Source organism: Myxococcus guangdongensis (assembly GCF_024198255.1).
Lineage (GTDB): Bacteria > Myxococcota > Myxococcia > Myxococcales > Myxococcaceae > Myxococcus > Myxococcus guangdongensis.
Window position 1 is genome coordinate 22,377 of the sequence record NZ_JAJVKW010000004.1, and the last position, 26,829, is coordinate 49,205.

10 protein-coding genes are annotated in these 26,829 nt (G+C 73.5%); 6 read left to right on the plus strand and 4 right to left on the minus strand.

Features of this window, described 5'->3' with window-relative positions; genetic code table 11:
* Positions 1-11: 11 nt before the first annotated feature.
* The 3 genes from LXT21_RS13520 to LXT21_RS13530 all read right to left on the minus strand — a co-directional run bounded on the left by LXT21_RS13520 (position 12) and on the right by LXT21_RS13530 (position 2,191).
* Complete coding sequence (locus LXT21_RS13520; protein ID WP_254038558.1) at positions 12-611, minus strand: hypothetical protein; 600 nt, start codon at positions 609-611, stop codon at positions 12-14.
* Between the two features lie 126 nt (positions 612-737).
* The gene (panD, locus tag LXT21_RS13525; protein WP_254038559.1) at positions 738-1,130 is read right to left on the minus strand and encodes an aspartate 1-decarboxylase; all 393 of its coding nucleotides are present in this window, start codon (positions 1,128-1,130) and stop codon (positions 738-740) included.
* A gap of 44 nt (positions 1,131-1,174) precedes the next feature.
* Positions 1,175-2,191 (minus strand): LLM class flavin-dependent oxidoreductase, encoded by a 1,017-nt coding sequence (locus LXT21_RS13530; protein ID WP_254038560.1) that lies wholly within the window; start codon positions 2,189-2,191, stop codon positions 1,175-1,177.
* A 60-nt stretch (positions 2,192-2,251) separates the two neighbouring features.
* Here LXT21_RS13530 and LXT21_RS13535 point away from each other — a divergent pair, with 60 nt between their 5' ends.
* Entirely contained in the window at positions 2,252-3,352 is a 1,101-nt protein-coding gene (locus LXT21_RS13535; protein WP_254038561.1) for a phosphotransferase family protein, read from the plus strand.
* On the opposite strand, the gene LXT21_RS13540 is transcribed toward LXT21_RS13535, so the two are convergent.
* Positions 3,339-4,430: a cupin-like domain-containing protein gene (locus LXT21_RS13540; RefSeq protein ID WP_254038562.1), complete on the minus strand. Its 1,092-nt coding sequence runs from the start codon at positions 4,428-4,430 to the stop codon at positions 3,339-3,341. The two genes, LXT21_RS13535 and LXT21_RS13540, sit on opposite strands and share 14 nt — an antisense overlap.
* A gap of 231 nt (positions 4,431-4,661) precedes the next feature.
* On the opposite strand from LXT21_RS13540, the gene LXT21_RS13545 reads away from it, so the two are divergent.
* Genes LXT21_RS13545 through LXT21_RS13565 form a run of 5 tightly spaced genes read left to right on the plus strand, consistent with a single transcriptional unit; the run spans position 4,662 to position 26,829 of the window.
* Positions 4,662-5,882, plus strand: a complete 1,221-nt coding sequence (locus tag LXT21_RS13545; protein ID WP_254038563.1) for a MupA/Atu3671 family FMN-dependent luciferase-like monooxygenase — start codon at positions 4,662-4,664, stop codon at positions 5,880-5,882.
* On the plus strand, positions 5,879-7,513 hold the full coding sequence (locus LXT21_RS13550) for a B12-binding domain-containing radical SAM protein (protein ID WP_254038564.1): 1,635 nt from the start codon (positions 5,879-5,881) through the stop codon (positions 7,511-7,513). Before LXT21_RS13545 ends, LXT21_RS13550 begins: the two co-directional genes overlap by 4 nt.
* Positions 7,510-12,858: an AMP-binding protein gene (locus LXT21_RS13555; RefSeq protein ID WP_254038565.1), complete on the plus strand. Its 5,349-nt coding sequence runs from the start codon at positions 7,510-7,512 to the stop codon at positions 12,856-12,858. The genes LXT21_RS13550 and LXT21_RS13555 overlap by 4 nt, the downstream gene beginning before the upstream one ends.
* Positions 12,855-22,361, plus strand: coding sequence for a non-ribosomal peptide synthetase (locus LXT21_RS13560; RefSeq protein WP_254038566.1), 9,507 nt, complete (start codon positions 12,855-12,857; stop codon positions 22,359-22,361). Before LXT21_RS13555 ends, LXT21_RS13560 begins: the two co-directional genes overlap by 4 nt.
* The gene (locus LXT21_RS13565; RefSeq protein ID WP_254038567.1) at positions 22,351-26,829 is read left to right on the plus strand and encodes a type I polyketide synthase; all 4,479 of its coding nucleotides are present in this window, start codon (positions 22,351-22,353) and stop codon (positions 26,827-26,829) included. The genes LXT21_RS13560 and LXT21_RS13565 overlap by 11 nt, the downstream gene beginning before the upstream one ends.

A 26,829-nucleotide genomic window follows, 5' to 3' on the forward strand; every position in this document is an offset into this window, starting at 1 on the left:
CTCACGGCACCTCAGTCGTCATCGTCGTCGTCACCGCCGCCGCCACCGCCGTCCCAGATGCTCCCGGCGGCCGCGGGCGTGGGGACATCGAAGGTGCACGTCAGCTCGTCGCCGTTGGCGTAGCGGTAGACGAAGCGCCCCTCGGCGTGGTCATCCGCCAGGACCTCCAGCGTCAGGGTTCCATTCGCGGGGACGCCCGAGCGCTCGGGGAAGCCCGTGCCGCTGCCGACCGAGTCCGCCCGGGTGGCCTGCCAGCTCTTCACCGCCGAGCCCTGCTCGGGCGCCAGGTCGAACCCGGTGTTGAGGAGCTGGGCGGTGCGAGGGACGTCGCCCCTCGCGAGCGAGGTGCCATCGGCCAGTTCGACGTCCGCGCCGAAGGCGGAGAGCGTGGCCTGTCCGTCCGGCAGGTAGTTGAGGAACAACCACGGGGTGATGAACCCGAAGCGGTCCCTGACCAGGCGCGAGTCCTCGCCGTCGATGGGCCAGTCCACCTGTTCTGCCTGGAGGGTGCCCCGACATTCCCCCGTGGCCTCCCGGGAATCGCCACAGGCCGTGGTGAGCAGGAGCGTGACGAGACCCGGAGCCGCCGCGCGACGAAGCCATTCGTTCATGTGGCCATCCTACGGGCCTTCGTCCATGGTCCCGCGTGGGTCGCAACGGCCACCCTCCGTGCCGCGGTGCGTCCCGACGAAGACGCACCCGGACGACGGCGGCAGGGCCTCCCGCGGAGGGCGGCGTCAGGCCTCGCGACGCAGGGGACCCGGCAGCTCGACGTGCCGGCCGGTGATGATGCGGTTGTCGCCGTCGACGAACACGACGGTGGGCTCCCAGTCGGAGACCTCGTCCTCCTCCACCTCCGCGAAGGTGGCGAGGATGACGAGGTCGCCGGGCTGGTTGAGGTGGGCGGCCGCGCCGTTGATGCAGATGACGCCGCTGCCGCGCGCGCCGTTGAGCGCGTAGGTCTCCAGCCGCGTGCCTCGTGTCACGTTCCACACGGCGACCTTCTCGTGCGGGACGATGCGCGCGGCCCTCATGAGCTCCTCGTCGATGGTGACCGAGCCCTCGTAGTCGAGGTCCGCCTGGGTGACGGTGGCGCGATGAATCTTGGACTTGAACAGGATGCGTCGCATGGGGAGAACCTCGGGGTGAAGGAGTAGAGAGGTGTGGAGGCACGTCACGTGGGCGCTGGCGCGTCGCCGGGCTGGACCCGCACCGCCGTCAGGGACGCGAACGCCCGGGCGGCGTGGACGTAGTCCTCCTCCTGGGCGGGCAGCTCCAGCACCAGGTGCTGGATGCCCTGCTCCAACAACTGGCGCAGCAGGCGGTGGATGTGCTCCTGGCCGCCGACGAGGAAGGGGCAGTCCGCCTGGAAGCGGCTGAAGGGCTCCAACCAATAGCCTTCGACCCCCGCGACCTTGTCGTCGGCCAGGCTCAGCATGCGGGCCTTCCAGACGGCGTCGGTGTTCCGCGCGGAGAAGCGCTGCATCCGCTCTCCCCGCTCGTCGGGCGGGAACAGCGCGTGGGCCGCGCTCCACGCCTGCGCGTCCGTGTCGCGGCAGACGAGGCCCAGGTGCACGCCACGAGAGCCCGCGGGCAGCACGCCCAGGTCGGGCTGGAGCATGCCCAGTCCGCAGGCCTGCAGCGCGGTGGCGGTCTGACTGGCGCCGGCGGACTGCCCCGCCACGAACAGGCCGGGGCGCAGCGCCGCCGGCACCGGTGGGCGGAGCAGGAGGTTGGCGACGCCGTAGAAGTCTCCACCGAAGGAGTAGGGGCTCGTGCTGGAGCACAGGCCCATCACGATTCGCGCGAACTCGCGGACCCGCTGGTAGCGCTCATCGTGGCTGAGCTCCTCGTCCAGGGCCTCCAGGTCCCGCAGCGACGTGCCCGCCACGAGGTTGAGGTGGCAGCGGCGCCCATGGATGGACGCCAGCGCGGAGATGAAGCGCGCCACGGTGAACGGGTGCATGTAGATGGGATTGACGGCCACCAGCGGGCTCAGCCGGGGATGGCGGGTGACGAGCTCCTGGGCCAGGAACCACGGCTCCACCGTGACGTCATTGCCCGTGTAGATGAGCGTGCCGGTGAACCCCGCGCGCTCGGTCAGCTCGAAGGTGCGCAGGGCCCGCGAATGGAAGGCCTCCGGCTCCGCGCTGCGAGGGCACGTCGTGAAGACCTGGATTGGCATCGGCATCGAATTCCCCAGACAGAGGAGAGGTTGTGGCATCGTGTCCGGGCACGCATGACACGGCCCATGATTGGACAGACGGAGCGGAGCATCGGACGGGAATGGAGGGGACCCCTCCGGGAGCTGCTGGGTGAGCGCCCGCGCCGTCTGGAGTTGCTGCACCAGGGGCTGCGAGCCCAGGTGCTGCGCTGTCATCTGTCGGACGGAAAGACAGTCATCGTCAAGGCCTCCGCCACCCTGACGCCCACGGCGCGGCGGGAAGGGGAGGCATTGCGCTTCCTCACGAAGGGGGGGGCCTCCCTGGCCCCCGCGCTGCTGGCTCGCGCGAAGGACAGACGCCTGGTCGTCATGGAGGAGCTCGCCGGCGAGCCCCTGGCCGGGCTGCTGGCGCGCGAGCAGGTGGCGGGTGCGCGCGGGCCGCTGGTGGCCATCGCCAGGGCGCTCGGCGGCTTCCATGGAGAGCAGGCGGCCCGCGTGGAGGCCCTGCCCCGGGCGCTGAGGGGGGAATACCTCCAGCAGGCCGAGGACTGCGTGGGCCTGCGCGAGCGGGTCGGCGCGGTGCTGGAGCGAGCGGGCGTGACGCCCGCGCGGGGCTTCGACGCCGCCTGGCGGGCGCTGACCGAGCGGATGGGGGCTCCCGGGGACTTCCTGACGCTGACGCATGGCGACCTGGCGCCGTCGAACGTGCTGCTCACGGAGCGCGGGCCCCGGCTGCTGGACTTCGAGTTCTCCGGGGCGCGCAGCGCCCTCTATGACGTCATGTTCTGGGAGTTCGTCGTCCCGTTCCCTCGCGTGCTGGCGGGCGCGATGACCCGCGCGTACCGGGCCGCCCTCGCCAGGTGGCTGCCCGCCGCGCGCGACGAGGCGCGCTTCCGCCGGGAGCTGGCGACGCTGAAGACCCACCGCTTCTATTGGTGGCTGACCTTCCGGCTGGGTGAGGCGCTCGTCCGGGACGACGCCCATTGGGTCCCCGGCTGGCGCCTGCGGTCCGCCTATCTGTTCTATCTCCAGAGCTACCTCACCTCCTCTCGAGGGCTCGCCGGTGACGGCCCGTTGTCTCGAACTGCGCGTCGACTGCACCTGCGGCTGCGCGACCAGTGGAAGGACCGCGCGGGGTACCCGGAGGGCTTCCTGTCCCCGAGGGGCTCCGGGGCTACCGGCCCTTGACGGGCACCGAGACGGAGAACGTGGGCCCGTCGATCACGACACAATGGAACCACCCCACCGGATTGAGCAGGACCTCGCCCGGCGCCAGCTCCACCTCCAGCCGCCGCGCTCGCTTGAAGCGCGGGTGGACATCCAGCCTGGGTTTGAGCGGATCCACCCAGCAGTTCTGGAAGGAATTGTAGGCTGTCACTGGATAGAGATTGTCGCGTTCGAGGGGGGAATAGAGCAGCACCCGCTTGCGGCCTTGTAATTGGATGAGCAGTCCATTGACGGGGTCTCTGTGGAGGCCCGTCACGGGTTGGGTGCTGTCGGAGGTGCCCGCCCAGAGTTGCGGCGCTCCCAGCGGGAGTCTCACGGGGCGCGAGGCCTCCGGGCCGAAGGCCAGCGGGAAGAGGCTGGTGAAGGTGGGGGGCAGCATGCAGCCTTCGCTGTAGGTCGCGCCGTCGCCCTGGCGGGAGCGCACGGACTGGATGAACTCCGACAGGGGGATGGCGCGGCCCAGCGAGCGCGGCTCGACGGTGATGCCGACGACGCGCTGGGCGAGCTCCTCCCAGTCGCGCGGCAGGCACGCGTCCAGCAGCCCCGTGGCGACCAGGGGCCTGCTGGCCTCGAGCGCCGCCTTGATGACCGTCACGGAGGGGCGATGCACCCGCTCGAGGGTCTCGAGGCTCGCGCCGCGCCCCGCGCGCTGCTCGGCGGCCTCGTACACGGCGCGCACCTCGGGGGAGGGGCGCAGCAGGGCTTGTCCCAGTCGTGTGACGAGTAGCGGGTCTCCCTCATAGCGAAGCCCCGCGTGGATGCGTGAATCCCTCAGGTCGATGGACCGCGCCTCCGATACGAACAGGTGGGCGACCTCGTTCGGCACCCAGACCTTCGCGTCCGGGGGGCGCGAGCCGTCCTCCTGGATGTCGATGCCCTGGGGCCGCAGGTGCAGCTGCACCCGGTGCCCGGTGTCCACGTCACCGATGGTGACCTGGCAGACCTCGTCGTTCCCCGGGTAACCGGTCAGACCCCAGGCCATCTCCCGGGCGAGATGACGACTCAACTGCTCGGCGGTGGATGGCCCTGCAGGGTTCATGGCGCGCTCCCTGGGCTGCAATCCGATAACGCGGGGATGCCGGGTCCGGCTTCCATTCTTCGACAAACAAGACATCTACTTCCATCTCTGGAAAATATAGTAAAAGCAGTTCGCGTTCGGAAGAAGGTCGCGACGTCTGTGAACTCTGCGTGGCTGTAAGGGTTTCCCGCAGTGCACTGTTTTGGCTGTGCTGTGAATTGTGTGTCTGTCTTCTAGGGCGGGAGACACTTCATGGGCAGTGTGTCTGTAAAAAGCCGTCTCGAGGCGCTCAGTCCGGACAAGCGGGAGCTGTTCCTCCGGAGGATGAGGGAGGCCCAGCGCCAGCGGGCCGGGGCGGAGGGCAGGGGGCCCGTCGTGGCGTCGGCGCCGACGGCGCCCGTGGCGCGGGGCACGCGGGTGCCCGCCTTCAGCCTGTTCTTCTTCTCCAGCAACGCGGCGGAGCAGGAGCCTCGCAAGTACGAGCTGCTGCTGCGCTGCGTGGAGGTGGCGGAGCGCGAGGGGCTGCATGCCATCTGGACGCCCGAGCGTCACTTCGTGGACTTCGGCGCGCTGTTCCCCAACCCCGCGGTGCTGGGGGCCGCGCTGGCGGCGCGCACGTCGAGGCTGGGCATCCGGGCGGGGAGCGTCGCCGTCCCCCTGCACGACCCGCTGCGCGTGGTGGAGGAGTGGAGCGTCGTGGACAACCTGTCGGGCGGACGGGTGGGCATCTCCCTGGCGTCGGGCTGGCATCCGGATGACTTCGTGCTCGCCCCGGAGGCCTTCGAGGCGCGCCACCAGCGCACGGCGGAGGCGGTGGCGCTCCTGCGCTCCGCGTGGGCCGGGACACCGGTGCGGCGGCTCAACGGGCTCCAGCAGTTCGTGGAGGTGACGCCGAGGCCGAGGCCGCTCCAGCGGGAGCTGCCGCTGTGGCTGACGGTGGTGCGCGCGGGGGGCTTCGCGCACGCGGCGAAGCTGGGGCTGCACGTGCTGACGGGGCTGATGGACCTGGACGTGGACGAGCTGGGCCGGTGCGTCGCGGACTACCGCCGCGACTTCTCGGGGAGCACGCCGGCGTGGCTCACCCTCACCGTGCACACGCATGTGCGGCCGGAGCCGGGGCGCGCGCGGGCCACGGCCCACGGCCCGCTGCGTGACTACCTGCGCTCGTTCATCCACACGAGCCGGGGTTCGCTGATGGCACAGCCGGAGGCGCGCGCCGCCGTGGCTGGACTCACCGCGCTGGACGAGGAGGCAATCATGGCTCGCATCACGGACCGCTATCTCCAATCACGGTCGCTGATTGGCACCCCGGAGGAGTGCGCGGGCTTCGTGGACCGGCTCGCAGTGGCGGGGGTGGACGAGGTGGCGTGCCTGGTGGACTTCGGCCTGCCGGCCGAGGACGTCCTCGAGGGCCTCACGCACCTGGTGCGCGTGCGCGACGCGGCGGTCCGGCGCCGGGAGCACGCGCCATGAGCCGCGCCCTCCTGGTGGTGCCGCACTTCTGGGACCCCATCTGCGTGCCGCTGGGCATCAGCGCGCTCAAGGCGTACGCGGAGCGCGCCGGGCACGAGGTGGAGCTGTTCGACTTCAACACCATCCCGGAGGTGTTCTCCGTCCAGCGCGCGTACTTCGACGAGCTGGAGCGGCAGTTCCCGGAGTGGCGCCGGTGGAACGCGGAGCGCAACGCCACGGACCTGCTGGCGATGCACCAGCTGGTCTACCTGTATGGACGCGCGCGCCCGGACTACCGCGAGCTGGTGGCGGAGGTGCTCAACGTCACCGCCGCGCCGCTGGAGACGGTGGCCTCGCGGCTGAAGACGGCGCCCTTCGACACGCTCTTCGCGAAGCTGTACGCGCGCGTCGGGTCCATCTTCCAGGGCCTGGTGGCGAGCGCGCGGCCGGACGTCATCGGCTGTTCGCTCTTCAACTCGACGTGGCCGGCGACGCTGTTCCTGCTGCGCCGGGCCAAGGCGCTGGCGAAGGGCGCGAGGACGGTGGTGGGCGGGCCCGGCCCCATCATGGGCATCGCGTCGAGCGTGGCGGAGGTGTCGGCCTTCCACTCCGCGCACGACTTCATCGACTACTACGTGCTGGGCGAGGGCGAGAAGCACTTCGTCTCCATCCTCGAGCAGCCGGAGCTGCCGCGCGGAATCCTCGGCGGCGAGGTGGCGCGCTTCCGGGCGGGGGGCACCCGGCCGGACATGCAGCTGAGCGAGCTGCCGGACCCGGACTACGGACACCTGGAGGTGTCGCGCTACCTGCAGCTGTCCGCGGCGTCCTCCCGGGGCTGCCCCTTCGAGTGCTCCTTCTGCGCGGAGACGGTGTTCTGGAAGGGCTACCGCAAGCTGCCCACCGACAGGCTCGCGGACCAGATGGTGGCGCTGTCGCGGCGCCACGGGAAGGACAGCTTCTACCTCTGCGACTCGCTGTCGAACCCCATCCTGGACGGGCTGTCGCAGGCGCTCCTGGAGCGGGACGCGAAGCTCCACTTCGACTGCTACGTGCGCGCGGACCGCACGTGCGTGGACGCGGCGAAGACGGCGCGCTGGCGTGACGCGGGGCTGTTCCGGGCGCGGCTGGGGCTGGAGTCCGCCAGCCAGCGCATCCTCGACGAGATGGTGAAGAAGACGGACCCGGGGACGATGTCGCGCGCGCTGCAGGCGCTGAGCGAGTCGGGCGTGCGCACCAGCACGCTGTGGATCGCCGGCTACCCGGGCGAGACGCTGTCCGAGTTCGACGACACGCTGAAGTTCCTCCGGGAGAACCGCGCGAACATCTACGACGCGGACGCGTGGCTCTTCCAGTACCACCCCCGAGGGCTCGCGGGCTCGTCGACGAAGCTCAAGGGCTCCGGTGACGCGAAGGCCCGGTTCGGCCCGGAGCTGAGCCGGCTGGCCCGGGTGGATGCGGTGATGGTCGACGACGGCCTGTCCCCCGGGGACCGGCTGGAGCGCCTGGAGCGCTTCGTGGCGACCATGCAGGAGCTGGAGATTCCCAACCCCTACTCACTCACGCAGTGGCGCTCGGCGGATGCCCGGTGGGAGGCGCTCGGTCATGCGCCCCGCTGGAGCGTGCTGGGCGGCGGCATGGAGGCGACGCGATGAGCGACACCGTGATGGATGCGTCCGGCTGGCCCGAGGCGCCCGAGGTCATCGACCCCCGTGAGCTGCTCGCCCGGCGCGCGCGCGAGCGCCCCGACGAGGTGGCCTACGTCTTCATGGGCGCGGACGGCTCCGAGCAGCGCTGCACCTGGGCCCAGCTCGACGCCCGGGCGAGGCCCATCGCGGCGCGGCTCATCGCGGCCGGGGCCCAACGGGCGCTGCTCATCGACGAGCCGCGCCTGGAGCTGCTCTACGCATTGGTGGCCTGCATGAAGGCGGGCGTGGCCGCCATCCCCGTCCCTCCGCCGCGAGGCCGGCGCGCCCGCGAGCGGCTGGCCATGGTGCTGATGGACGCGCTGCCGGAGGTCGTGCTCGGCGCGTCGGGGCTGCGGATGATGGACCCGGAGGGCGTGGCGCTGTTGCCGCCGTGGATCGACACCGACCTGGCGCTCGAGGTGCCCGAGGAGGAGTCCCGGCCGTTCGACCCGGACCGCATCGCGTTGGTGCAGTACACGAGCGGCTCCACGTCCGAGCCGCGCGGGGTGCTCATCGACTACCGCAACCTGAGCGCGCAGGAGCGGGCCATCCGCGCCGCCTTCGGCCACCGCCCGGACTCGCGGGTGGTGACCTGGCTGCCGCCCTACCACGACATGGGGCTCATCGGAGGGCTGCTCCAGCCGCTGTACGCGGGGCTGGCGTGCCTGTGGTTCTCGCCGCCGGTGTTCCTGGCGGACCCGGTGCTCTGGCTGCGCGCCATCAGCCGCTTCCGGGGCACGACGAGCGGCGGCCCGGACTTCGCCTACGAGCTGTGCGTCCGTCGCATCCAGGACGCGCAGCTCGAGGGTCTGGACCTGTCGAGCTGGGAGGTGGCCTTCAACGGCAGCGAGCCGGTGCGCTCGGAGACGCTGGAGCGCTTCGCGCGGCGCTTCGGGCGGGTGGGGTTCCGCCGCGAGGCCTTCCTGCCGTGCTACGGCCTGGCGGAGGCCACGCTGATGGTGTCGGGCAAGCCGCCCGGCGCGGCGCCGACGTCACGCGTGGTGGAGCGCGACACGCTGGAGGAGGGGCGCGCGGTGCTCGCGGAGGGCGGGGCCGGGCGGCACGTCACCCTGACGGGCTGTGGCCACCCCGTGCCGGGCATGGTGGTGCGTGTGGTGGACCCGGAGCACCGCCGGCCGAGCCCCGAGGGGAGCGTGGGGGAGATCTGGGTGTCGGGCCCCTCCGTGGTGCGCGGCTACCTGGGGCGGGAGGACGCGGAGGAGCTGAGGGCGCGCCTGCCGGACGACGAGCGGCGCTACCTGCGGACCGGTGACCTGGGCTTCACCGACGAGCGGGGCGAGCTGTTCATCGTGGGGCGGCTCAAGGACCTCATCATCGTCCGAGGGCAGAACCACCACCCCGAGGACGTGGAGCGGACCGTCCAGGCCGCGTTCCCCCCGCTGCGCCCCGCGTGCGGCGCGGCCTTCGGCGTGGACCGCGACGGCGAGGAGGTCGTCATCCTGGTCCACGAGATAGAGCCCGCCGCGCTCGACGAGGTGGGCGACGCGGCGCTCGCGGAGCGCATCGGCGAGCGGACGGGGCAGGACCACGGCATCCGGCTGAGCGAGGTGGTCTTCGTCAAGCCGGGCTCGCTGCCACGCACCACCAGCGGGAAGATTCGTCGCCGGGAGGTCCGCCGGCGCTACCTGGAGGGCGCGCTGGCGCAGCTGGGCGGCGCGTCGGCCGAAGCCACGGCGGCCGTCGAGGCGGTGTCGCCCGAGGTGCGGCGGGTCCTGGAGTGCTTCGCCGCGGTCCTGCCCGGCAAGGGGCGGGGCGCGCGCGCGGACTCGGACTTCTTCGGCCTGGGCGGCGACTCGCTCTGCGCGCACGAGCTGCTGGCGCGACTGCGTCAGGACACCGGCGTGCGTCTGGACATGGCGGACCTGTTCTCCGCGCCCACGCCGCGTCAGCTCTCCGAGCGACTGGAGGCGCGGCGAGCGGAGTCTGCCGCCACCTCCGGGTCGACGGCGCCCGGCGCGCTCTCGCCGGCCCAGCAGCGCATCTGGTTCGCCGAGCAGCTGCGCCCGGGGCACCCCTTCTACCATGTGGGGTTGCGCCTGGAGCTGGGGCCGGAGGTGACGCCCTCCCGGCTCGAGGAGGCGCTCGCGCTTCTCGTCGCGAGGCAGCCCGCGCTGCGCACGTCCATCGAGGTGGTGGACGGCGCTCCCCGTCAGCGCGTGTCGTCGCGCGGCGCGGTGCCCCTCACCACCGTGGTGTGTCGGGACGCGTCGGAGCGGGACGCGCTCGTGCGCGACGAGGTCTCGGTGCCCTTCGACCTGGGAGGGCCGCTGGCGCGCGCGCTGCTCGTGCTCGACGAGGACTCCGTGACGGGCGGCGCGGCGCGCACGCTGGTGCTCACCATCCACCACATCGTCTGTGATGGCTGGGGCGGCCGACGGGCGGTGCTGGAGTTGATGGAGGCGCTGGCCTCATCGGGGCTCCCGGCGCGGACCTGGGAGGCGCGGGACGCGGCCTATCTCTCCGCGTGCGCGGAGGCCGCGGCCCGCGCGGCGCGGAGCGGGGTGGAGGGCGCGGCGTACTGGCGGGAGGTGCTGGGCAGCGCACCGGAGGCGATGCCGCTGCCCATCGACCGTGAGCGCCCGCTGGTGCCTCGGGGCCGTGGCGCGCGGTGCACGACGGTGCTGGACCGGGCCACCTGGGCCCGGGTGGTGGCCGCCGCCGAGCGCGACCGGGCCACCCCCTTCCTCGTGCTGGGGGCGGCGCTGGCGGCGCTGCTGCGCACGGTGTCCGGCCGTGACGACGTCGTGTTCGGGACCGTCCTCGCCCAGCTCCCCGGGGGCGACGCGGCGGAGCTGATGGGCTGTCACCTCAACTTCCTGCCCCTGCGCGTCGCGCTGCCGCATGGGCTGTCCTCCCGCGAGCTGGTGGCGCGGGTGAAGGGGGCCTTCTCGGGCGCGCTCGCGCACGCGGAGTTCCCGTTCGAGGAGATGGTCCGCGCCGTCAACCCACGCCGGGACGCGCGCGGCAACCCCCTGTACAACGTGGGCCTCTGGTACCACGACCTGCTGGCCGGCCTCCCGGACGCGACGCGGCCGTGGGCCTCCGTGGTGGACACCCAGACGGCGGAGCTGGACCTGCGGCTCATCGCCTCTCCGGGCGCCGACGGCGGGCTCGAGCTGTCGCTGGAGTACGCGAGCGAGCTGTTCCGCGAGGCGACGGCGCGCAAGCTGCTGGACGGCTATGTGCGCGCGCTGGACGCCGTGCTCGCGGAGCGGGACGTGGGGACGTTGGAGCGGGAGCTGTCCGCCATCGTCCCCCGGGCGGTGGCGCGCCGCGTGGCCATCGCCGCCAACTTCACCATCGAGCCGGTGGCGGAGTCGCTCGAGTACTGGGCGTCGCGGCTGGCGTTCCCGCTCGGCATCGAGTTCGCCCCGTACGACCAGGTGGAGCAACAGCTGCTGGACCCGGGGAGCCCCCTGCGCGCGGGCGCGGGCACCCTGGGGGGCATCGTGCTGGACGTGGAGGCCTGGGTGTCCGAGGACGGACAGCTCGGGCGCGTCGCGGCCTTCGCCTCCGTGGTGGAGGGCGTGGACCTGGGCGGGGTGGACCTGCTCATCGCCGTCTGCCCCACGTCCGAGGACGTGAGCGCCGAGCGGGCCGAGGCGCTCGCCAGGGCGCGGGCGCTCCTGCTGGGGCTGTCCCGGGTGAACCGGGGCGTCACGGTGGTGGACCTGTCGGCGCTGGGCGGCCAGTTCGGCGTCACCCGGGAGCGGGAGCCCTACCTGGACGAGCTGGGCCGCGTCCCGTTCATCGAGGACTGGTTCGCCGCGCTGGGCACCTTCCTGTTCCGACAGGTGCGCGCCCGGGCGCGTCCGGCGAAGAAGGTCCTGGTGCTGGACTGCGACCACACCCTCTGGGAGGGCGAGTGCGCCGGCGAGGAGGGCATCCGGGTTGCGCCCCACAAGCAGGCCCTGCAACGCACCGCGCGCCGGCTGGCCTCCGAGGGCACCGTGGTGTGCCTGTGCAGCAAGAACATCGACGCGGACGTGGTGGCCGCCTTCGCGCATCCGGACATGGTGCTGTCGCTCGACGACGTCACCACGCGCCGGGTGAACTGGCGCGCGAAGTCCGGGAACCTGCGCGAGCTGGCCGAGGAGCTGGACCTGGGCCTGGACGCGTTCGTGATGGTGGACGACGACCCGGCGGTCTGCGCCGAGGTGGCCACCGCGTGTCCCGAGGTCACCGTGGTGGTGTTGCCCCAGGACGAGCAGGCCCAGGCGGTGGTGCTCGAGCACCTCTGGGAGCTGGACCGCCCGGGCCTCACCGAGGAGGACCGTCGACGCGGCGAGCGCTACCGCGAGGAGGGCCGGCGCCGCGAGGTGCGCGCGCAGGCGCCGGACCTGGCGGCGTTCCTGGAGCGGCTCGGCGTGCGCGTGGTCTTCAGGCCCGCGACGCCGGACGATGTGCCTCGCGTCTCGCAGCTGTTCGCGCGGACGAACCAGTTCAACCTCTCGGCCGCGCGCCATGACGAGTCCCAGGTGGGCGCCTTCGTCCGGGCCGGGGCACCCGAGTGCTGGTGCGTCGAGGTGGAGGACCGCTTCGGGGCCTACGGGCTGACGGGGGCGCTCGTCCTCGAGCCGGACGGACACCGGCTGGCCGTGCGCGCGCTGGCGTTGAGCTGCCGTGTCCTGGGGCGGGGCGTGGAGGCCCGGCTCCTGGTGGAGCTGCAGGGGCTCGCGCGTCGCCGGGGGCTGTCCTCGCTGGTCTTCGACTATCAGCGGACGGCGCGCAACGAGCCGGCGATGACCTTCCTGGCGGGCCTGGGCGGGGAGCCGCCGGGCGCGTCCGGTACCCGCGAGGTGGCGCTGGACGCGGTGCTGCTCGCGCCCGCGTCGGGGCCGAGGGGGAGCGCGCCGCCGCGCGGGGCCATCGATGACGCGTCGGGCGGCGCGGGGGGCGTCCCCATCCCGCTGTCCGAGCGGAGCACCGCGGCGGCCATCCTCCAGGGCCTTCGCCTGCGCTCCACCGCGCGGCCCGAGTCCGCGGGGGCGTACGTGCCGCCCAACGGCTCGGTGGAGGAGCGCATCGCGGACATCTTCCGCGGCGTCCTGCGGGTGGACCGCGTGGGCGCGCACGACAACTTCTTCGCCCTGGGCGGCCACTCGCTGCTGGCGCTGAAGGTGCTCTGGCACATGCATCGGGACTTCGGCATCGAGGTCGCGCTGAACCGGCTGCACGACGCACCCACGGTGGCTGGCCTGGCCGACGCCGTGGTGGAGACGCTCATCAAGCTCGACGCCGACGGGGTCCTCGTCGACGCCGTCCGCCCGCAGGGAGCCACCGCCCCATGAACGACCTCAACCAGCGCCTCCGCGGGCTGTCGCCCGAGCGCATCGCCGAGCTGGCCCGCGCCCTGAAGAAGGCCGCGCCCGAGTCTTCCGGGCCTCCCGTCCTCTCCAGCGCCCAGCGTCGCATCTGGTTCGTCGAGCGCGCGCTGGGCCGCACCAGCGCGTTCAACAACGCGGCGGCCCTGCGGGTCCGGGGGCCCCTGGACCTCATGGCCCTCCAGCACGCGCTCGACACCGTCATCCAGCGCTACCCCATCCTCCGCACCGGCTACGAGGAGCGCGAGGGGGGCTGTGTGCCCCGGGTGGTCGACCTCCGGGTCGTCCTGGAGCGGCATGACGTGAGCGGGGGCGCGACCCCCGAGGTGGCCGCGGACACGCTCGCGCGCGAGGCCGCCGCGCTCCCGTTCGAGTTGTCGCGAGGCCAGGTGGTTCGGGCGCTGGCCATCTCGCTGGCGCCGGAGGAGCACCTGCTGGTGCTCGTCGTGCACCACATCGCCTTCGATGCGTGGTCGCGTGGCATCCTCCTCGACGACCTCTGCGCCGCCTACGAGGCGCGGGTGGAGGGCCGACCGCTCTCCACGACGCCGGGCGAGGACTACGGGGCCTATGTCTCGAGGACGTTGCTGGAGCCCGACGCCGGGCGGCGCGAGGCCCTCGAGCGGTACTGGGCTCCTCGAGCTCGAGGCCTGCCGCCCTCGCCGCTGGCGCACCTGGCGCTCACCGGCCGGGTGGGGGACGACTCCGCGGACACGGTGGGGGTCGCGCTGCCCGCCGGCCTGTGGCGCAAGGTGGACGCGCTCGCCCGCCGCCATCAGACGACGCCGTTCGTCGTGCTGCTGTCGGCCTTCCACGTCGTCCTGTCGCGGCTGGGGGCGTCGGAGGACGTGGCCGTCATCACGTCGTTCGCCGCGCGCGAGCGGGTCGACTCGATGCGCGTCGTCGGCAACCTGGTGGACACGCTGCTGCTGCGTCTCCAGGCCGAAGCGGACCTGCCCGTCGCGGAGCTCATCGGCCGGGTGAAGGCGCAGACCCAGGACGCGCTCGCGCACCGCGACCTGTCCTTCGACCGCGTCGTCGCCCTGGCCGGAGAGCGCCCGGAGGTGCGGACCCATCCGCTGTCCCAGGTGGCCTTCGTGCTCGACGGAGCGCCCGTGGGCAGCGCCCGCCTGGGGCGGGCCCGGGTGGACCTGCGCGTCCTGCCCGTCGGGCGCTCGCCGTTCGACCTCTTCCTGCTCGTCCACCGGCACGAGGGCGAGCCCGCCGTCACCGCCGAGTTCCGCACAGGGGTGTTGGCGCGTCCCCAGGTGGAGGCCATCGTCCAGATGTTCCTGCGCGCCGCCGAGCATCTGGTGGAGGGCGAGGCGTGGACGGTGGACACGCTGCCGCTGCTGTCCGCCGAGGAGCGGCGGCACCAGCTCACGCGGCTGCGCGGGCCCCAGCCGGGGCTGCCCGAGCAGACCACCGTGGCGGCCCGCTTCACGGCCATCGCGCGGCTGCACGCGGACCAGGTCGCGTTGCGCGCGGGGGAGGAGGCGCTGACGTATCGGGAGCTGCTCGCCCGGGCGTCGCGCCTCGCGCACCACCTGCATGGGTACGGTGCGCGGCCCGGCGTGCGCATCGCGCTCTTCCTGAAGAGAGACCCGGAGCTCATCGTCGCCATGCTGGCCACCCAGCTGGTGGGCGGGGCCTACGTGGTCCTCGACGTCAACGTGCCCACCGAGCGCATCGCCGCGCTGTGCGAGGACGCGGCGCCGGGGCTGGTGGTGACGACGTCGGAGCGGATGGAGGCCCTGCCCGTGTCGCTGCTGGCCCCCGTGGTGGTCCTCGACGAGGAATCCCGCGCCATCCGCGCGCGCCCCTCCGAACCGCCCGAGGTGGGCTTCGGCCCCGAGCTGCCGTCATACATCGTCTACACGTCCGGCTCGACGGGGCGGCCCAAGGGCATCGAGGTCGCGCACGGGAGCCTGCTCAACCTGGCGCGCTGGCAGGCGCGCTACTTCGGGATGGGGCCGGGCAAGGTCGTGTCCCAGTTCTCCGGGGTGAGCTTCGACGCCATCGTCGGTGAGACGGCCATGGCGCTGCTCAACGGCGCCACGCTGGTGATGGTCCCCGACGAGCGGCGCACGCCCGAGGACTTCGCGCAGGTGCTCGTCCAGGACGCGGTGGACGTGGCGGTGGTGGTGCCGTCCTTCCTGGCCCGCGTCGACCCCGAGCAGGTGCCCGCCCAGCCGGAGCGCTGGCTCGTGGTGGTGGGCGAGGCGTTCCCTCCCGCGCTCGTCCAGCGGTGGTGGGGGCGCCGTCGGCTGTGCAACGCCTATGGCCCGGCGGAGTACACGGTGTACTCGACCGCGTACGACCTGGGGGAGCACTTCGACGAAGCGTCGGGGACGGTGCCCATCGGCCTGCCGCTCGACAACTCCAGGGCCTATGTCCTGGACGCGCGGGGCGAGCCGGTCCCCTGCGGCGTGAGAGGCGAGCTGTTCCTGTCGGGGCCCGGGGTGGCGCTGGGCTACCTGAACCGCCCGGACATCACCGCCGAGCGCTTCCTGCCCAACCCCTTCGTGGACGAGCTGCCGCCCACGGTGGATCTGGCGCTGGAGGACGCCGTCGCGGCGGTCGAGTCCTTCATCGCCGCCCGTCCGGCGACGCCCATCGAGGCGGCCTCGCTGCGCCGGCGCTGCCTGGACCCCGAGGCCTTCGACCCGATGGTGCATGGGCTCCCGGAGGACATCGCCCGCCGCACGCGCGAGCTCGCCGCGGGCCTGGAGGACGAGGCGGACCGGCACGGCTTCCTGCGCTACCTGGCGGAGGGCTCGCACGACCTGGTCAATGGCCGTGGGTTGGAGGCGTCCGTGCTCCGGCGTCTGCTGGGGGTGACGGGCTTCCAGGGCCTGAAGGGCGCGGACCTGGGCTTTGGTGGAGGCGAGGTGCTCGACGTCCTCGCGGCGGCGGGCGCGGACGTCACCGGGGTGGACATCGGGCCGTGGCAGGTGCATCGCGCGCGGCAGCGGGGGCACCGCGTCGTCCAGGCCCCCGTGGACACGCCGCTGGAGCGCTTCCACGCGGACACCGGCATCGCGCCGGGCTCGCTGGACTTCGTGTTGTCCACGCTGGTGCTGGACCGGGTGGCGCGCCCTCGTGAGTTCCTGCGCAACTTGGTGGCGGTGCTGCGGCCCGAGGGGTGCTTCTCGCTGCAACTGCTGCTGCCCCACCGCGCCTTCGACCCGCCCGAGGTGTTCCCGGCGCTCGTCTACACGGAGGCGAAGCTGCGCTGCGTGCAGGAGGGGGCGCCCGAGCTGCAGCTGCGGCAGCTCGCCGGGGTGCTGCGTGAGGTGGACGCGGTCGACCTGCGCGTCCACCGGATTCCCTACGCCATCGCCACCAGCGACGGGGTGGAGCGCTTCACGCTCTGGTGCGTGGCGGGGCGCAGGGCGCGTGTCCCGGGCCTTCAGCGGCACGAGCGCATGTACCGCACCGGTGACCTGGTCTCCGTCCGGCCCGACGGGGAGCTGGTCTTCCACGGGCGCGTGGACGGGCAGCTGAAGATTCGCGGCGCCCGGGTGGAGCCCGGCGAGGTGGAGGCGACGCTCGTTCGCGAGCCCCGCGTCTCGCACGCGGTGGTCGCCGCGCGTCCGGTGGGGCAGGGCGGCGCCGAGGGGCTCGTGGCGTGGTGCGTGCCCGCGCGGCCCGAGGCGCTGGTCGACGAGGACCTCGCGCGGGAGCTGCGCGAAGCCCTGCTGGCCCGGTGCGCGCGGGAGCTGCCCGGCTGGATGGTGCCCACCCTCGTCGTGCTGGTGGGGGAGCTGCCGCGCTCACCCAGCGGGAAGCTGGACCGCGCGAGGCTGGAGGTCCCCTCCCGGCTGGAGACGGCGCGCGCGGCGCAGGCGCCTCGCGACGAGCGGGAGCGGGCGATTGCCCGGGCCTGGTGCGAGGTGCTGGGCCAGCGCGAGGTCGGCATCGACGAGTCCATCTTCGAGCTGGGCGGCGACTCCATCCTCATCGTCCGGGTGATTGCGCGGCTGCGCGCGGAGAACATCCGCCTGGAGGTCATCGACTTCTTCGAGAACCCGACCATCCGTCGGCTCGCCGCGAGGGTGGGCGGCTTCCAGCAGGCCGCGCCCGCGTCGGGCTCGGCGCCGCTGACCCCCATCCAGCGCTGGCTGCTGGACGCGAGCGGCGGCGGCATCCCCCGCTGGGCCACCCAGTCCGTCGTGCTCGCGCTGCGGGCGGACGTGGACCCGGACCTGCTCGCCCGCGCGCTGGGCGCCGTCGTGTCGGCCCACGATGTCCTGCACACGCGCATCGACGTCGGCGCGCGGCTGGCGCATGTGCTGCCGCGGGAGGGTCTGCCACCGCTTCGCCTCGCGAGGTGCACCAGCGTGGACGAGGCCCGCCTCCAGGCGACGCGGGCGCTGGAGCCCGCCGAGGGGCGCATGCTGGCGGCGGCGCTGGTGCCCTCGACGCCGCCGGGTGTGGAGCAGTCGCTGGTCCTCGTCGTCCACCACCTCGCGGTGGACGCGGTGTCCTGGTCGACGCTCTGCGAGGACCTGCTGACGGCCCATGACGCGCTCGCGGCGGGACGTGAGCCGTCGCTGACCACGTCCACGCCCTATGTGGAGTGGGCCCGTCACCTGGAGGCCCGCGCCCGGGACACGTCCTGGCTCGCGGAGGCCGAGCACTGGCGGGCGCAGCTGGACTGCGCGGCCGTGGCGCCGCCTCCCGGGCCTGTGGCCGGCCATGCCGTGCTCCCCCTGGACGAGGCCGAGACGGCGCACCTGCTGCGCTTGTCGCGGAGGCTGGGGACGACACCTCTCGCGCTCCTGTACTCGGCCCTGGCGCGGCTGCTCTCGGAGGCGACGGGGACGGCACGGGTGCTCCTCGACGTGGAGGGCCACGGCCGTGGCTCGCCGGGGGTGGACACGTCGCGCACGGTGGGGTGGTTCACCGCGCTGTACCCGGTGGCCCTGCGCGTGGACCCGAAGCAGGGGCGGGTGGACCAGCTCCGCGCCGCCGTGGCCGCGCTCCGCGACGTCCCCTCCGGTGGCGTGAGCTTCCTGCTGTTGCGCCACCTGGCCGAGGACCCGGAGCTGCGCCGCCAGCTGGGCGCCACGCGGGCGCTCGCCGTCGTCAACTACCTGGGACGGGTGGCCAGCGTGGAGCCGCGCGGCATCCTCCTCGGGCTGCGCGACTTCCGGGGGGAGAGCCCACCTTCACCCGCCGCGGCGCCCTATCCGCTGGCCCTGGACGCGGCGCTCGTCGAGGGCGGCCTCGAGCTGCGGCTCACGCGCGCGGAGGGGGCTCCCGGTGGACCGGCCATCCAGCTCCTGGCGCGGCTGGCCCAGGAGCTGCGCGCGCTCCGTGAGGAGGCCGACGCGCTCCCCGACGTGGCGCTCGACCTGGCCCCCTCGGAGATTCCGCTGAAGCGACTGGCGGAGCTGGTGGACGGGCGCGACGCCACGGACGTGCTCCCGCTCACGCCGATGCAGCGGGGCATGCTGTTCCATGTCCGCGCGGCGCCGGACTCGGGTGTGTACGAGAACCAGATGCGCTTCCGGCTCCGCGGGCCGCTCGACGTCGAGCGCTACCGGGCGGCCTGGGCCCATGTCCTCGCCCGCCACGCCGCGCTGCGGGTCGGCTTCGAGTTCCGGGACCTGGCCGAGCCGCTCCAACTGGTCCACCGTCACGTCGAGGCGCCCCTGTCGGTCATCGACCTGCGGGCGTTGCCGGAGGCCGAGCGGGCGCGCGCGGCGACGGAGCACGCCACCCGCGAGCGCGCCGCCTCGTTCGCGCTGGAGCGGGCGCCCCTGGCGCGCATGACGCTGCTGCGCCACGAGGAGGACGCGTGGGAGGTGCTGTGGACCTTCCATCACCTCATCGTCGATGGCTGGGCGGTGACCACGGTGGTCGAGGACCTGCTGCGCGCCTATGCCGGAGCGCCGCTGGACGCGCACGCCGCGAGCGACGCCTTCCGCCAGCTGCTCGCGAGGCAGTCCACGGAGCGACCCGAGCTCCCGTCTCGGCCGCGCACGCGCGCGTACTGGTCCGGGGTCCTCGCGGAGGCGCGGCCCTCGGACCCGCTGGGGCTGGGGCCCGTGGGGAACCCGGGTGAGCTCCAGCGCGAGCATGGACAGGTCTCGCTGACGCTGGAGGTCGAGGAGACGGCGCGCATCGCCGCGGGAGCCCGGCGCCTCGAGGTGACCCAGGGGATTCTGTTCCAGGCCGGCTGGTCCCTGGTGCTCGCGCGCTTCGCCCGGGAGCCGGAGGTGATGTTCGGCCTCACGGTCTCCGGTCGTCCCACGGACCTGCCGGGCGTGGACCGCGCGGTGGGCCTCTTCGTCAACACCGTGCCGGTGCGCGTGCGGGTGCCGGACGCGGAGTCGCCGGGGGAGTGGCTCGCGGGCTTCCAGCGCGACGCCCTGGCGCGCGGTCTCCATGAGCGCGCGTCGCTCGCGGAGATCCAACGCTGGAGTCCGCTGCGCGCGACGGAGTCCCTCTTCAACCACGTCGTGCTCATCGAGAACTTCCCCGTCCGTCACGCGCTGAGCGCGCTGTCCTCCGAGCTGACGCTGGAGGGCGTGGACGTGGTGCAGCGCTCTCACTACCCGGCGACGCTCGTCATCGTCCCGGGGGAGCGGCTCGAGCTCCAGCTCGCCTGGGACCCCACGCGGATGTCCGAGGCCCGCGCGCGGGCGCTGCTCGGCCACCTGCGCCGTGCCCTGGTGGGGCTCGTCGATACCTCCCTCGCGAGGGTGGGGGACCTCACGCTGGCGGAGGGTGGCTCCGTGGTGGCCGTGCCCCGCGCGGGGGCGTATCGCGACACCACGCTCCACCGGGCCTTCGAGGCGCGGGTGCGCGAGCGGCCGGACGCCACCGCGCTCGTCGAGGCGCGGACCTCGGTCACCTTCGACCAGCTCGACGCGTGGGCGAACCGGCTCGCGCACGCGCTGGTGGCGCGGGGCGTGGGGCCCGAGGTGCCGGTGGGGCTCTTCGTCGGGCGCTCCATCCAGGCGGTGGTCGGCATCCTCGCCATCCTCAAGGCCGGCGGCGCGTACGTGCCGCTGGACCCGTCCTACCCGCGCAAGCGCATCGAGCAGATGCTCGCGGCCGCGCGTCCCCCCGTGGTGCTCACCGTGGCGAAGGTCTCCGGGCTCGTCCCCGAGGCGTCCCGACGCCTGATGCCCACGCTGCTGGACGTGGACGACCACGCCACGGGCGCGCCCGTGTCCGCGCCCCACGTCGAGGTCCTCCCGGACGGGCTGGCGTACATCCTGTTCACCTCTGGCTCGACGGGGCTGCCCAAGGGGGTCATGGGCACGCATCGGGCCACGCTCACCGTCACCGCCTGGCGAGAGGAGGCCTTCCCGTACCAACAGGACGAGGTCTGCTGCCAGAAGACGCCGCTGAGCTTCGGTGACTCCATCCAGGAGATCGTCGGGCCGCTGCTGGCCGGCGTCCCGCAGGTCATCCTGTCGGACGATGCGCTGAAGGACCCGCACGTCCTGGTGGAGGAGCTGGGGCGCCATCGCGTCACCCGGCTCATCATCGTGCCGTCCCTGCTGGCGGCCGTCGTCCGGGTCCGCGCGCCGCTGGAGCAGCACCTGGAGGCGCTCTCGCTCTGGATCGCCAGCGGCGAGGCGCTCCCGTCCGAGGTCGTCCGACAGCTGCGGGAGCGACTGCCGCGCGCGCGGCTGGTCAACCTCTACGGTGCGTCGGAGATTGCCTGCGACGACACCTGGACGGACGTGGAGGACACGGGGCGTCCTCCGCCCATCGGCCGCCCCATCGCAGGGAGCAGCGCGGCGTTGCTGGACGCGCGCATGCGGCCCGTGCCCCCGGGCGCCATCAGCGAGCTGTACGTGGGGGGCGACGTCGTCAACCGGGGCTACCTGGGTGACCCGGCGCGCACCGCCGAGAGCTTCCTGCCGGACCCGTCGGGCGATGGGGCGCGGATGTTCCGCACCCGGGACCTGGCGCGGCTCGACGACGACGGCTCGCTGGGCTACCTGGGGCGCGCGGACCAGCAGGTCAGCGTCCGGGGTGCGCGGGTGGAGGTGGCGGACGTCGAGGCGGCGCTGGATGGCTGCCCTGGCGTGTCCTCCTCCGCGGTCATCTTCGACGCGCAGCACCAGCGGCTCACCGCCTTCGTCATGCCCGACGAGCGCGAGCTGTTGCTGCGCGGAGGGCGCGCCCATGTGCTGCCCAACGGCCTGTGCGTCTTCGAGCACCAGCGCAGCGAGACGGACTACCTGTTCACGGAGATGTTCGGCGAGGACGCCATCCCCGTGGGGCTGCCGGACGACGCCGTCGTCATGGACGTGGGCGCGAACATCGGCCTGTTCTCGCTCTTCTCCCACTACACGGCGGAGCGCACCCGCGTCATCGCCGTGGAGCCCGCGGACGAGCTGCGGCGCCTGCTGGAGCAGAACCTGCGGCTGCATGGCTGCGCCGCCACCGTCATCGGCGCCGCGCTCGCGGAGGCGCCGGGACGCAAGCGCTTCACCTTCTACCCGGGGGCGAGCGTGCAGTCCGGTCTGTTCCCGGACCAGGCCTGGGACGCGCTCATCTTCCGCTCTGGCGCGGAGGCGGTGGGCCGCGAGGCGGGCGCCGTCCTCCCCGCCGAGGCGCTGGACCGCCTGGCCGAGTCCCGCTTCGAGGGGCGCACGACGGAGGTGGAGGTGAGCACCGTCTCGGCGCTGATGGAGCGTCTGTCGCTGCCTCGCGTGGACCTGCTCAAGGTCGACGTGGAGCGGGCGGAGGTCGACGTGCTGCGCGGCATCGAGCCCCGGCATTGGGAGCGCATCGACCAGCTGCTGGTGGAGGTGGAGGAGCGGGGCGGCACCCGCGCCCAGGTGGAGGCGCTCATCCCCAGCACCTTCGAGCTGCGCTGGATTCCGCACCGCTACCTGTCGCGCGCGGAGCTGTGGATGCTCCAGGCGTGGCGCAAGGACCGGCCGCCCGTGCCACCCCGGGCGCCGAGGCGCGCGCCTCCGCCGCCCGTGCCCGCGGACCTGTCCGAGCAGGCGCTGCGTGCCTGGGTGTCCGCCGCGCTGCCCGCGTACATGGTGCCCGCGCGGCTGGCCGTGGTGGAGCAGCTCCCCCGGACGCCCAGCGGGAAGCTGGACCGCCGGGCGCTGGAGGCGGCCGTCGTCCCGGACGTGGCCTCCGAGGCTCCGCTCGACGCGGAGGAGGCGCGCATCGTCCAGGTGTGGTGCGCCGTCCTGGGCCGCGAGCGCGTGGGGCGCGAGCAGAACTTCTTCGACCTGGGCGGCCACTCGCTGCTGATGCTGGAGGTCTTCGACCGCCTGGACGTCGCCCGCCTGGGGTTGAGCGTCGCGGACCTCTACCAGTACCCCACGGTGGCCACGCTGGCCGCCTTCCTGCGCGCAGGGGCCGCGTCCGCTCCGGCGTCCTCCGCGCTGGGCGAGCGGGGACGTCGTCGCCGCGAGCGTCGCCGTGCCCGCGCCTCCTCCTCCGAGCCCTCCACCCAGGACGACCATGACGTCTGAGAACTCCATCGCCGTGGTGGGTGCCTCGTGCCGGTTGCCCGGGGCACGGGACCTGGACGCCTACTGGGAGCTGCTCGTCTCGGGGCGCACGGGCTTCCAGTCCATTCGTCGCGAGGCGGCGGAGCGCTCGCGGCTCAAGGGCATCGACCCGCGCGCGCCGGACTGGGTGGGCGTGTGCGCCGCGCTCGACGAGGTGGACTGCTTCGACGCGAAGCGCTTCGGCTACTCCCCGCGCGAGGCGCAGGTGATGGACCCTCAACAGCGGGTGATGCTCGAGTGCGCCCGCGCCGCGCTCGACGACGCGGCCATCACCCCCGCCTCCGTCGAGCACGCCGTGGGCGTCTTCATCGCGTCCACGGCGAGCGGCTACCTGCTGGAGAACCTGGCGGACAGCCGCGCCCGGGACGAAGTGGGCGTGGACACCATCGCCATCCACAACAACGCGGACTTCCTGCCCACGTCCATCTCCTACAAGCTGGACCTGCGCGGCCCGAGCTGCGCGGTGCAGACGGCGTGCTCCGGCTCCCTCGTCGCCGTGCACCTGGCCTGCCGGGCCTTGCTGGATGGCGAGTGTGACGTGGCGCTCGCGGGCGGCGTGTCCGTCCGGCTCCCCCAGCTCGCGGGCTACCACGCGGCGACGGGCGGGGTGATGTCGCCCTCGGGGGAGTGCCGGCCCTACGCCAGCGACGCGGACGGGACGCTGTTTGGCAGCGGCGCGGGGCTCGTCGTGCTCCAGCGCCTGGAGGACGCGCTCGCGAAAGGCAGCCGCATCCTCGGTGTCATCGCGGGCTCGGCGGTGAACAACGACGGGCACGCGAAGGTGGGCTTCACCGCGCCCTCGCAGCTGGGCCAGCGCGCCGTCATCGCCGACGCGCTCGCGGCGGCGGGGTGGGAGCCCTCCGACGTCCAGTACGTGGAGGGCCACGGCACCGCGACGCGGCTCGGGGATGAAATCGAGCTGCGCGCGCTGCGCGACGTCTTCGGTCAGGACACGCGCGCCGCGCCGCTGTGGTTGGGCTCGTGCAAAGGCAACGTGGGCCACGCGGAGTCCGCGGCTGGAATCGCCGGCTTCCTCAAGGTGCTGCTGATGCTGCGCCACCGGCAGATTCCACTGACGCGGGGGAGCGAGGACTCACCGCTGTCGCTGGCCAGCGCGAAGGTGCTGCGGGTGGCCCGGCGGTGCATCCCCTGGGAGCGGGGGAGCGCGCCCTTGCGCGCGGGGGTGAGCTCGTTCGGCATCGGCGGGACGAACGCGCATGTGGTGCTCGAGGAGCCGCCCGAGCGGCCCGAGGCGCCGCCGGACCTCCGCGCACGACCGCGCCTGGTGTCGCTGTCGGCCACCACGGCCGAGGCGGCGACGGCCTTGGCGGAGCGGCTCGCGGACAGGCTCGAGGCGGACAGCGGGCTGTCGCTCGGGGATGTCGCGTACACGCTGCATGTGGGGCGGGAGCCGCTGCCCTTCCGGGTGGACGTGGTGGGGAGCACGGCCTCCGCCGTGGCGGCGAAGCTGCGGGTGACCGCGCCCGTGGCCTCGTCGGTGGAGGGGGCGCCTCGCGTGGCCCTCCTCTTCCCGGGCCAGGGCGGGGAGGTGGCGGCGATGACGCGCCAGCTCCGCAGGGACTTGCCCCTGTTCCGGCGGACGTTCGACGCGCTGGCCAACCCCCTGGCCCGGCGCGGCGGGCCCGACCTGGTGGCCGCCTGCGCGGACGAGCGCGAGCACGACACGGACGTGCTCCAGCCGTTGCTGTTCCTGACGTCCCACGCGCTCACGGAGGTCCTCCACTCGCTGGGGCTGACGACGGACGTGGTGCTGGGCCACAGCCTGGGGGAGTGGAACGCGGCGGTGGCGAGCGGCGCCATCGAGGCCGCGAGCGCACTGGAGGCCGTCGCCGCGCGCGGGCGGTTGATGGCCGGCACGCGCCAGGGAGGCATGGTCGCGGTGTCGCTGGGCGAGGAGGCGGTGGCGGAGCGGCTGACACCGGGCCTCTCGCTCGCGGCGGTGAACGGCCGCGCCGCCACGGTGGTCTCCGGTCCCGAGTCCGCGCTGGCGGGCTTCTGCGAGGGGTTGGACCGCCTGGGGATTCCCTGGCAGCGGCTGCGCACCCGGCGCGCGTTCCACTCGGCGCTGATGGACCCGGTGCTCGGGGGCCTGCGGGACGTGCTGGGCTCCGTGCGCGCCGGGGCTCCGGGGGTGCCGCTCATCTCGTCGAGCCTGGGGACTCGCGTGGACGATGTCGCGCTGGGCCGGGCCGAGTACTGGGTCCAGCAGGCGCGCGGGCCCGTGCGGTTCATGGAGGCGCTCGGGACGCTCAAGTCCGTGGCCAGCCAGGGCGGTGGGACGCTGGTGGCGCTGGAGGTCGGCCCGGGGCGGGCGCTGGCCAGCGCGGCGAAGCAGTACGACCGGGAGGCCTTCGTGCCGGTGTCGTGCTGCGCGATGCCGGAGCGCGACGCGCTCGGACAGCTGCTGGAGGCGCTCGGCCGGCTGCGCTCGCTCGGCTGTGCGCTGAGGCTCGAGCAGCTCTACGACGGCGAGCCCCGGCGGCGCCTCGCGCTGCCGGCGTACCCCTTCGCCAGGACGCGGTTCTGGTTGGAGCCCTCCACGAGCGCCTCGGTCGAGGAGGCTCCGGCGCGGCGGAGCGCCCCCACGAAGGGGGACGACGAGGCGTCGCGGACGCTCTCGACGCGCGCGTACTCCTGGCAGCGCGTGGTGCCCGCGGCGCCGCGCGAGGCCACCGTGCCCTCGGAGGAGCCGTCACCCTGGCTGGTGCTGATGCGGGACGGGGCGCCGGGGAGGGGCTTCGTCGCCGGGCTGCGACAGCGCGGCCTGCGGGTGGTGGAGGTGGCCGCGGGGCTGGGCTACGAGCGGCTGGACGACCAGCGCTTCGTCGTCCGCGCGGGCGTGGACGAGGACCTGCGGCGCGTGGTGGAGGCGCTGTCGTCGCGAGGCGGTCCGCCTTCGGGCGCGGTCCACCTGTGGGGCGTGGGGCCCTCGGGGGTGGAGGAGGAGGCCCGCTGCTTCTGGGGCCTCGCGAGCCTCCTGCGTGTCCTCGGCCAGCGTCCGCACGCCCAGGGCACGCGCGTCTTCAGCCTCACCGAGCAGGCACACGACGTCCTGGGGACGGAGGCGCTCGTGCCGGAGCGGGCGATGCTCGGGCCCCTGTCGCTCATCGCGAGCCAGGAGATGACGGGGCTGTGGTGCACGCACTTCGACTGCGACTCGCTCGATGCCACGCGCGCGGCGGTGCTCGACGAGCTGCTGGCCCCATCCCCTCGGCCCCTGCTGGCCTTCCGGGGCCGGCACGTGTGGGCCCGGAGTCATCCCGCCGTGGAGCTGCCCTCGGCGGACCGTCCGTCGCTGCTGCGTGAGAAGGGCGTGTACCTCATCACGGGCGGCACGGGGAGATTCGGCTCCATCGTCGCGAAGCTGCTCCTGGAGTCGTGGGGCGCCACCGTCTACGCGCTGTCGCGAGGCAAATCCCACGCCGTGCCGGTGGACCCCCGCGTGCAGGTCGTGGAAGCAGACGTGACGGACGCGGCGGCGCTCGGGCGCGTCGTCCAGGACATCGTCCGGCGACATGGGCGGCTGCACGGCGTCTTCCACGCGGCGGGCACCATCCGGGACGAGACGCACTGCGCGCTGATGGAGCTCACCGCGGAGCGCTGCGAGGAGCAGCTCGCGCCCCGGGTCGACGGCGTGCGTGCCCTGGAGCGCGCGCTGGAGGGCGTGGAGGTCGACTTCCGGCTGACGACGTCCTCCATGTCCCCCATCCTCGGAGGGCTGGGGCTGGCCGCGTATGGCGCGGCGAACGGGTACGTTGACGCCTTCGTGCAGGCGGCCCCGCAGGAGAAGGGCTGGCGCGCCATCCACTGGGAGGGCTGGCACCGGGGCACGGCCACGGCACGGACGAGCTACTCGGATGGCATCGCCGCCAACCAGCGCAACCGCATGCTCTCCGATGACGAGCTCACGCACGTCCTCGACCGGGCCCTGCGTGCCCGCGAGCTGCGTCGACTGGTCGTCACCCGCGACGACCTGGAGGAGCGGGTGCGCCAATGGGTCCGCTCGCCCGAGTCTCCCGCCGCGCCCGGGGAGGTGACGGCCGTGCCCGGCGGCGAGGCGGGGCTCCCCGGTGGCGCGGACCTCACGGCCACGCTCACCGGCATCGTCCAGGCCCTGCTCGGCGTGGAGCCGCGCCCCACCGATGACTTGTTCGAGCTGGGGGCCAACTCGCTCACCGCGGTGCAGCTGCTGGCGCGTCTGCGCTCGACGTTCCAGGTGGACCTGCCGCTGCGCGTGCTCTTCGAGGGGCCGACCATCGCGCAGCTGTCGCTGGCGCTCGCCATGGCCACGGGCGCGCCGGTGGATGACCCGGAGATCGCCCGCCTGCTCGACGAGGTCGAGTCGCTCTCCGAGGACGAGGCCCACGCCCAGCTTCAGCAACCCGAGACTCCCCGAGGTGTGACGTGA